At 32.3% G+C, this 7,136-nt stretch carries 13 protein-coding genes; 7 read left to right on the top strand and 6 right to left on the bottom strand.

Annotated elements, in window-relative coordinates; genetic code table 11:
* The 3 genes from BXU10_RS25575 to BXU10_RS25565 form a co-directional block, all read right to left on the bottom strand.
* Positions 1–230, bottom strand: a 230-nt coding sequence (locus BXU10_RS25575; RefSeq protein ID WP_369803427.1) for a tetratricopeptide repeat protein, incomplete at its 3' end; no start/stop codon positions are given.
* A gap of 46 nt (positions 231–276) precedes the next feature.
* The gene (locus tag BXU10_RS25570) at positions 277–537 is read right to left on the bottom strand and encodes a hypothetical protein (RefSeq protein WP_223255582.1); all 261 of its coding nucleotides are present in this window, start codon (positions 535–537) and stop codon (positions 277–279) included.
* Positions 530–772: a hypothetical protein gene (locus BXU10_RS25565; protein WP_223255530.1), complete on the bottom strand. Its 243-nt coding sequence runs from the start codon at positions 770–772 to the stop codon at positions 530–532. The genes BXU10_RS25570 and BXU10_RS25565 overlap by 8 nt, the downstream gene beginning before the upstream one ends.
* A gap of 115 nt (positions 773–887) precedes the next feature.
* On the opposite strand from BXU10_RS25565, the gene BXU10_RS25560 reads away from it, so the two are divergent.
* From BXU10_RS25560 to BXU10_RS25550, 3 genes are all read left to right on the top strand, one after another.
* Positions 888–1,688, top strand: coding sequence for a transposase (locus BXU10_RS25560; RefSeq protein WP_223255581.1), 801 nt, complete (start codon positions 888–890; stop codon positions 1,686–1,688).
* Positions 1,689–1,752: 64 nt separating this feature from the next.
* A complete protein-coding gene (locus BXU10_RS25555) occupies positions 1,753–2,196 on the top strand; it encodes a hypothetical protein (protein ID WP_223255580.1) in 444 nt (147 codons plus the stop codon).
* Positions 2,111–2,422 (top strand): transposase, encoded by a 312-nt coding sequence (locus BXU10_RS25550; protein WP_369803428.1) that lies wholly within the window; start codon positions 2,111–2,113, stop codon positions 2,420–2,422. Before BXU10_RS25555 ends, BXU10_RS25550 begins: the two co-directional genes overlap by 86 nt.
* A gap of 225 nt (positions 2,423–2,647) precedes the next feature.
* On the opposite strand, the gene BXU10_RS24660 is transcribed toward BXU10_RS25550, so the two are convergent.
* A complete protein-coding gene (locus BXU10_RS24660) occupies positions 2,648–3,247 on the bottom strand; it encodes a hypothetical protein (protein WP_123922102.1) in 600 nt (199 codons plus the stop codon).
* A 420-nt stretch (positions 3,248–3,667) separates the two neighbouring features.
* Between BXU10_RS24660 and BXU10_RS24655 the strand changes: the two genes are divergently transcribed.
* The 3 genes from BXU10_RS24655 to BXU10_RS25840 all read left to right on the top strand — a co-directional run bounded on the left by BXU10_RS24655 (position 3,668) and on the right by BXU10_RS25840 (position 4,478).
* Positions 3,668–3,862: a hypothetical protein gene (locus BXU10_RS24655; RefSeq protein ID WP_078230081.1), complete on the top strand. Its 195-nt coding sequence runs from the start codon at positions 3,668–3,670 to the stop codon at positions 3,860–3,862.
* Complete coding sequence (locus BXU10_RS24650) at positions 3,859–4,113, top strand: transposase (RefSeq protein WP_078230080.1); 255 nt, start codon at positions 3,859–3,861, stop codon at positions 4,111–4,113. Before BXU10_RS24655 ends, BXU10_RS24650 begins: the two co-directional genes overlap by 4 nt.
* Positions 4,114–4,388: 275 nt before the next feature.
* Positions 4,389–4,478, top strand: coding sequence for a hypothetical protein (locus tag BXU10_RS25840; RefSeq protein WP_078230079.1), 90 nt, complete (start codon positions 4,389–4,391; stop codon positions 4,476–4,478).
* A 348-nt stretch (positions 4,479–4,826) separates the two neighbouring features.
* On the opposite strand, the gene BXU10_RS24640 is transcribed toward BXU10_RS25840, so the two are convergent.
* Both BXU10_RS24640 and BXU10_RS24635 read right to left on the bottom strand, forming a co-directional pair.
* Positions 4,827–5,363, bottom strand: a complete 537-nt coding sequence (locus BXU10_RS24640) for a hypothetical protein (protein ID WP_078230049.1) — start codon at positions 5,361–5,363, stop codon at positions 4,827–4,829.
* A 361-nt stretch (positions 5,364–5,724) separates the two neighbouring features.
* Positions 5,725–5,979, bottom strand: a complete 255-nt coding sequence (locus BXU10_RS24635; RefSeq protein WP_078230078.1) for a hypothetical protein — start codon at positions 5,977–5,979, stop codon at positions 5,725–5,727.
* Between the two features lie 480 nt (positions 5,980–6,459).
* On the opposite strand from BXU10_RS24635, the gene BXU10_RS24630 reads away from it, so the two are divergent.
* Complete coding sequence (locus tag BXU10_RS24630; protein ID WP_123922100.1) at positions 6,460–7,056, top strand: transposase; 597 nt, start codon at positions 6,460–6,462, stop codon at positions 7,054–7,056.
* Positions 7,057–7,136 lie beyond the last annotated feature (80 nt).

Genomic DNA, 7,136 nt, shown 5'->3' with positions numbered 1-7,136 from the left:
TCCAATTTTTCAAGTTTCAAAACTGTTTCATACTCAGTAATTGCTCCTTGATAATCTCCGTTTTGGTCCTTAAGACCGCCTCGGTTTATTAATGCACTAACAAATTTTGGTGCAATTTCAATTGCTTTGTCATAATCTTTAAGTGCAGATTTCCAAGTGTAAAGTTCGTTTTTGACAATTGCTCTTGAATAATAAGCATTTGGTTCTTTTGAATCTACTTCTATTGCCAAGTCCAATTAAATATTGAACCGCTTAAATCCCCTTTGTTATAACATTCTAAACCTTTGTCAAATAATAATCAGTTTTTGTAGGGTCAAAAATTGGAAATTTTGCTGTTTTTGAATCAGCAAGTCCACCATAAGCGTCAATTGTAGCGTCAAATTCATAACCTCGCTTGTACATATCTAATGCCCAATATAGTAAATTGTCCGCTGTCATTGGAAACTCATTTGTTTCTCCATTTATTTCCCAAAGTTTATCAAATCTTTTTACCTCTTTAACTGAATATGGATAATGAGCTTTAAGAAATTCACCCAACTTTATTAGATTTTCTTTTTTTGTCTGAAACAAAAGTAAAATCCATTTTTGTCATTGTGTTGTTTTTAAGTCCATTCTTAGCCATATTATTAAAAACATCTTCGGCAGAAACCATTTCTTTACCAAATCCATCAACGAAGTCGTCCCAAGTAATATATTTATTATCCATTTTTTTCTGTCCGAAAGCTGTTAATGTTGATAGTGAAAATAAAATTATTAATAGTTTGTTTTTCATTCGAGGTTTCTGTTTCAAAATTGCCCATAACGTCAGTCTGTGAAAAAACTTCCGTTTTGTTGTAAACAATATAGGGAAGTATTGTTTAAAAACAGGATTTTTCGTATTTTTCGTAATGCAACATATACAAGGAATTTCCCGCCAACAAATGCGTTTTTCAAGTTTAGAAGATGCAATATCTGCCGATAATCAGGTTCGTTTTATAGATGCTTTTGTAACCTTTTTAGATTTGGAAAAACTTGGTTTTGCAGTTACTTCTATTAAATCAGAAGGTCGACCGAGCTATAATATCAAAGTGTTTTTGAAAATCTATTTATACGGCTATCTCAATGGATTAAGAAGTAGCCGCAAACTGGAAAAAGAATGTTTTAGAAACATTGAAATGCAGTGGTTGTTAGAAGACATTCGACCGAACTACCACAGCATATCTGATTTTAGAAAGAACAATCCTGCAGCATTAAAAAACTTGTTCAAACTCTTTGTCGTTTTCTTGAAAGATGCCGATTTAATAGCAGGGGAAACCATTGCTATTGATGGAACTAAAAGCCGAGCGCACAATAGCCGTAAAGCTAATTTCAATCAAAAGAAAATAGATAAACATTTAGAGTATATCGAAATCAAAACCCAGCAATACCTTGATGCTTTGGAAGAAAATGATGCAAAGCATAACCCTGAAAAAATCAAAAACATCAAGCAGAAAATTGAACGTTTAAAACAAAACAAAATCCGCTATGAATTACTGGAAGAAAAACTAGAAGCAAGTGGCGAACCTCAAATAAGCACCACCGATAGTGATGCCAGAGCCCTATTAGTGCAAGGGCAAGTGGTTGAAATCTCATTTAATATGCAGGCTGCAGTCGATGCCAAACACAATCTTGTGGTAGCCACTCATACGATCAACAAGAACGATCGTTAGCGCTTTATCTGCCATTTGCATAGAAGCCAAAGAAAATTTAGGAATTGAAACTTATACTGCATTAGTGGACAAAGGCTATCATAATGGCAAACAAATAGAAATCTGCAAAAAAGCGAACATCACTACAATTGTAGCACAGCCCGAACAGGGGAAAAATAAAGAAAGGATAGCTGAGGGTTATTTGATCTCGAAGTTCCAATACGACCAAACCACCGACACCTATACTTGCCCTGAGGGAGAACGCTTAAAACCACAGGTCACTGGCACAAGAAAACTGATAGCGATAGTTATGAATTCAAGAGATACCGAACATCCAAGTGCAGGGAGTGTCCGCGTAAAGCAGTTATGTACCAGCAGAGTGGCTGGACGAGATATAGACCGCAGTCAATATGCTGATGCCGTAGAAGAAAACAACAAACGTTATCACGCAAATCCACAGCTCTACCGCAAGCGGTCAGGAAATCAACGAGCATATCTTTGGGACTATCAAACGGCAATGGGGCTATAATCACACTAATTTAACAGGATTGGAAAAAGTAAACGGAGAACACAGCTTAATTATGTTGGTCTATAACATTAAACGCAGTATCAATATACTGGGCGTTCCCGAACTTATTGCAAAACTTCAAAAATGGAACTCACCCTACAAGGCAAAAGTCTTGTTTTTACTAAAAACGAGTTATTTAAAGCTTCATACAACAACTAATTTTTATCCCGAGAAATTAGCAGCCTAAAAAAGTGATTCAATATAAGGCTTTATTTGAATTACAGTAAAGTAAAATCTAGAGGTTTTAACTGGAAAAGGAGGTTTTTTCACAGCCTGACGTTCCCGCGCTACAAGTAGTTTGGGACTAAATTAAGCCCATTTTTCGGATTTGCCAAATCATCCAAATACAAAACCAATTTCAAATTAAGCCTAATACCCAAATTGCTTGTAGCGTGTGTTAGCAGGCGTTTTTTTACTTCTTTTTCAAGTAAATTTCTATAACTCCATTTTTTCCTTTTTCGCCGTATTTTTTGGTTGCGCTTATATCTTTTAAGACATTTATCGATTCTACGTCATCAGGTTTTATTTCGGCGATAATTTCTTCGGTCACTTCTTTACCTTCGACGATATATAAAGGTTTGTTTTTTTGAGTGTTTTGTTGAGTTGAATAACAATCAGAAACAATATCAATTCCTTCTATTTGTTGTTCGGAATAATATTTATCATCTATTGGATAACGAGGTTCTTTTTGCTTATTTAATTTTACATAAAAATAAATTTCTTTGTTTCTATTTATTCCTAAATAATCAGAACAACCACGAGAAGTCCAAATGTCTAAACTATCATATTTTGCGATAAGTTCCCCCGCTTTAATGTTCTTTAAGTCTACATATTTTCCGTCAGGTAAATATCCCTTGAAATCTTTTGTTAAATGAATTTTCCCAATTGAATTTAAATCTTTACGATATTTCTGAAAGATAACACCTGGATATAATTTTGAAGTATATCCAATTCTATTTTCAAACCTTCCATCTTGTACAAAACCATCTGAACACAAATCCATTTCTTCCAAATTGATTTGTTTTTAATTCAACATCATTTTGCTTTAAGTTGTCTAAAGTTAGTTCGCACAATTTTATTTCGGAAAGTTTGATGTCATTTTTCTGTTGGGAAATAGATTTTAGACTAAACAATAAAGCTAGAAATAGAAGTCCTTTTTTTCATTTGATTTTTAGTGGTTTTTAGTTTTCTGCGGTAAAATGCCTGCTAACGTTCCGGCGCTTGGCCTTTACTTTGTAAAGCATAAATTTTGTAAATTTCTCAAAGGAAAGCAGAAGTGAACTACGCGCTTGGCCAGACTCATGATCCATACCTCGCATTAGTCTTCTGCTCCTCCTTGAGTTTTGTTGAATGGCTTCAAATAGAATGATAGACAACGGGTCTAATAAAGGCTTTTAAAGCAAATTCAACTTTTTATTTCACTTAAAATCAAATGTATGAAAAGTATTTATTTTTTGTAGGGATTGATGTTTCTAAGTCAAAATTAGACGTCACTTTTCTTGAGAAGCCATTAGGAAAGAAAATAGTTCACTTTGTGGTAAGTAACGACAACAAAGGAATTAAAGAGATTGTAAAGCAGCTAAACAATCGAAAAAATTGCTTTAGAAGAGGTGTTGATCAGCTTTGAAGATACGGGGTGTTTATTCACTTCCTTTGGGATGTTATTTGACACGGTACAAGATCGATTATTGGATGATTCCCGCCATTGAAATCAAACGCAGCAAAGGAATCTCCAGAGGGAAAACTGATAAAAATGACTCTAAAGATATTGCATTTTATACCTTAACACATTTGCACAAGTTGCGATTAACACAGCTTCCAGAGTTATCATTAATGGAACTTAAATTACTTTTTACAGAACGTGAAAAAACTACTTAAAAGCTTGCGTATCATTGGAAGTACCAGTGAAGGAATCGGTTATATTCCCAAAGAAGCTATGGGTGATGTTTTAAAAATTAATAAAGTAGTTATTAAACAACTTCAAAAAGCAATCGAAAAAGTAGAAAGGAAAATGAAAGAAATCATTCAATCCAATGAGCAGCTCAAATTGCAGAACGAGCTCATTCAAAGTATTCCAGGGGTTGGGCCACAAACTGCCTTGTATATTATCTTAGTTACCAAATCGTTTCAATCCTTCGAAAACTGGCGACAAAGTGGCTTGTTATGCTGGAGTGGCTCCATTTCAATACAGTTCTGGAAGTTTCTATAAAAGGAAGGACAAAGGTCAATCATCTAGCAGATAAAAAACTAAAATCGTTACTGAATATGTGTGCTTTAAATAGCAAAAAACACGACGCGGAACTCAAACAATATTATGGCACGGAAAGTAGGCGAAGGGAAATCGAAAATGTTGGTTTTTAAATAATATAAGATGCAAACTATTGGGGCGAATTTTTGCAACTATTAACCGCGGAACACCTTATGTAAACATTCAAAAATTTGCAGCATAATTTTAGCGTTTTTTACTTGGATTTTGCCATAGAATGCGAGGTTGCGAACTTCGGAACAAATTATTTTCTATCAAAGATAAAATTTCTTGCGAAATGTAAACGTGAATTTACTACAAAATTCGCAATCTTGCCAAACGCCTGTTACCAGCTGGCTTTATTATTAAAAAATCTGTTTAGTTTTTTATGTAATCTTAATTTCGCACCAAAATCCAAAAATCCACCTTTTGGATTACTGTCAATAATTATAGTATTTACTGAGATTAAATTATTTTCAATGAAGAAATAAATTTGATGTGTATAACTCCAGTAACTTTTCTTGTAATCAAATTGAATAAAATTATCTCTATTCACATAGTTTTTACCATTTAGCTTTGTAAATAATTCTTTAATTACATTTTTATTATCATCTTCAGTCATTTCATTTTTCCAGTAACTTGTTTTTATCGGATTCAATAAAATAAATATTCCGTAACAACCTAATGCAAACAGAGACAAAAAAACTACATAAAGAAAGATTACAATCAGAAAATTAATTTCGGAAAGATTTAAGCTAAAAAGACTGAAAAATTTAATTTGAAAAAATGTAGAAAGTATTATGGTTACAATGCAAAAAATTAAATTAATGACTTTGTTAGTCTTGCTTTTTACTCCGATATTTTCAAATTCTGCTTTAGTCATCTTTTTTAGTTTCTGCGGCAAGCTTGCTGGTAACGTCCCGGCGCTTGGAGAGGTTGCGAACTTCGGAACCGATTATTTTCTATCAAAGATAAAATTTCTTGCGAGAAATAAACGTGTATTTACTGCGAAATTCGCAATCTTGCCAAACGCCTGTTAGTGGCAGTTTATTTATGAAAGAATACTGTTCTAAAATTACCGTTAACTACAATTCCAGAACTTTTAGCTGGAGTCCATTTTTTTTCGATAATAAATTTCTTTACAAAATTCTCAAAGTAAGATTTATATTTTTGATTTTCTGTATTTTGGAATTTTGATTCTACTTTTAAATTTGAAATTTTTCCATTTTTTGTTAAAACAAAATCTACATCAGTGTAAGAAAAGTATTTTTCATTTTTAAATTTGTATCCTTTTGGATATGAAATGATCTTATAAAATCATTTTTTGTTTCGTCAAAAAAATCTTTGAACTTTTTTTTATCAGGATAAATTGAATTTCTATCACAATCATGCATGTCATAAATTTTGTCAATATGATTTAAAACATATTCTTTTTCTACTATTGACTTTAATGAATCAATTAATTTTGAACCGTATTTTTTCAAAATTTCTTTTCGCATAATATCTTGATAACAATATTTTTTGAAACCTTTAGGTCTGCCAAAACAATTGGGAAGAAATGTTGAATCTATTCGGATTCCTTTTTTTAGAAGTAAAGTTTCAATCTTTTTATATTCAATATCTGTTGTATATGATTTTGTAAAATTGATTTCTGAAATATTTGTATAAATTTCCCCGTTTTTTATATCTTCTTTAGCTTTACGTTCTTCATTTAAACATAATGTATCGATTATTCGTGTTTTTTTCCTTTATTTTTAAACAAATCCTCTTCACTATAAACCGTAACAATTTTATCTTCTTTACATGAAAATAAAGAAAGTATTACACAAATTATTAATAAGATTTTTTCAAATTTCATAAGATTTTATATCGGGTTCGTTTAAATTGCCACTAACGTCAGTCTGTGAAAAAACTTCCGTTTTGTTGTAAACAAATATAGAAAAGTATTGTTTAAAAACAGGATTTTTCGTATTTTCGTAATGCAACATATACAAGGAATTTCCCGCCAACAAATGCGTTTTTCAAGTTTAGAAGATGCAATATCTGCCGATAATCAAGTACGTTTTATAGATGCTTTTGTAACCTTTTTAGATTTGGAAAAACTTGGTTTTGCAGTTACTTCTATTAAATCAGAAGGTCGACCGAGCTATAATATCAAAGTGTTTTTGAAAATCTATTTATACGGCTATCTCAATGGATTAAGAAGTAGCCGCAAACTGGAAAAAGAATGTTTTAGAAACATTGAAATGCAGTGGTTGTTAGAAGACATTCGACCGAACTACCACAGCATATCTGATTTTAGAAAGAACAATCCTGCAGCATTAAAAAACTTGTTCAAACTCTTTGTCGTTTTCTTGAAAGATGCCGATTTAATAGCAGGGGAAACCATTGCTATTGATGGAACTAAAAGCCGAGCGCACAATAGCCGTAAAGCTAATTTCAATCAAAAGAAAATAGATAAACATTTAGAGTATATCGAAATCAAAACCCAGCAATACCTTGATGCTTTGGAAGAAAATGATGCAAAGCATAACCCTGAAAAAATCAAAACATCAAGCAGAAAATTGAACGTTTAAAACAAACAAAATCCGCTATGAATTACTGGAAGAAAAACTACAAGCAAGTGGCGAACCTCAAATAAGCACCACCGATAGCG

The organism is Flavobacterium sp. LM4, assembly GCF_002017935.1.
GTDB lineage: Bacteria > Bacteroidota > Bacteroidia > Flavobacteriales > Flavobacteriaceae > Flavobacterium > Flavobacterium chungangense.
Note: the sequence above shows the minus strand (reverse complement) of the source record. Positions and strands in the feature narration are given on the sequence as shown.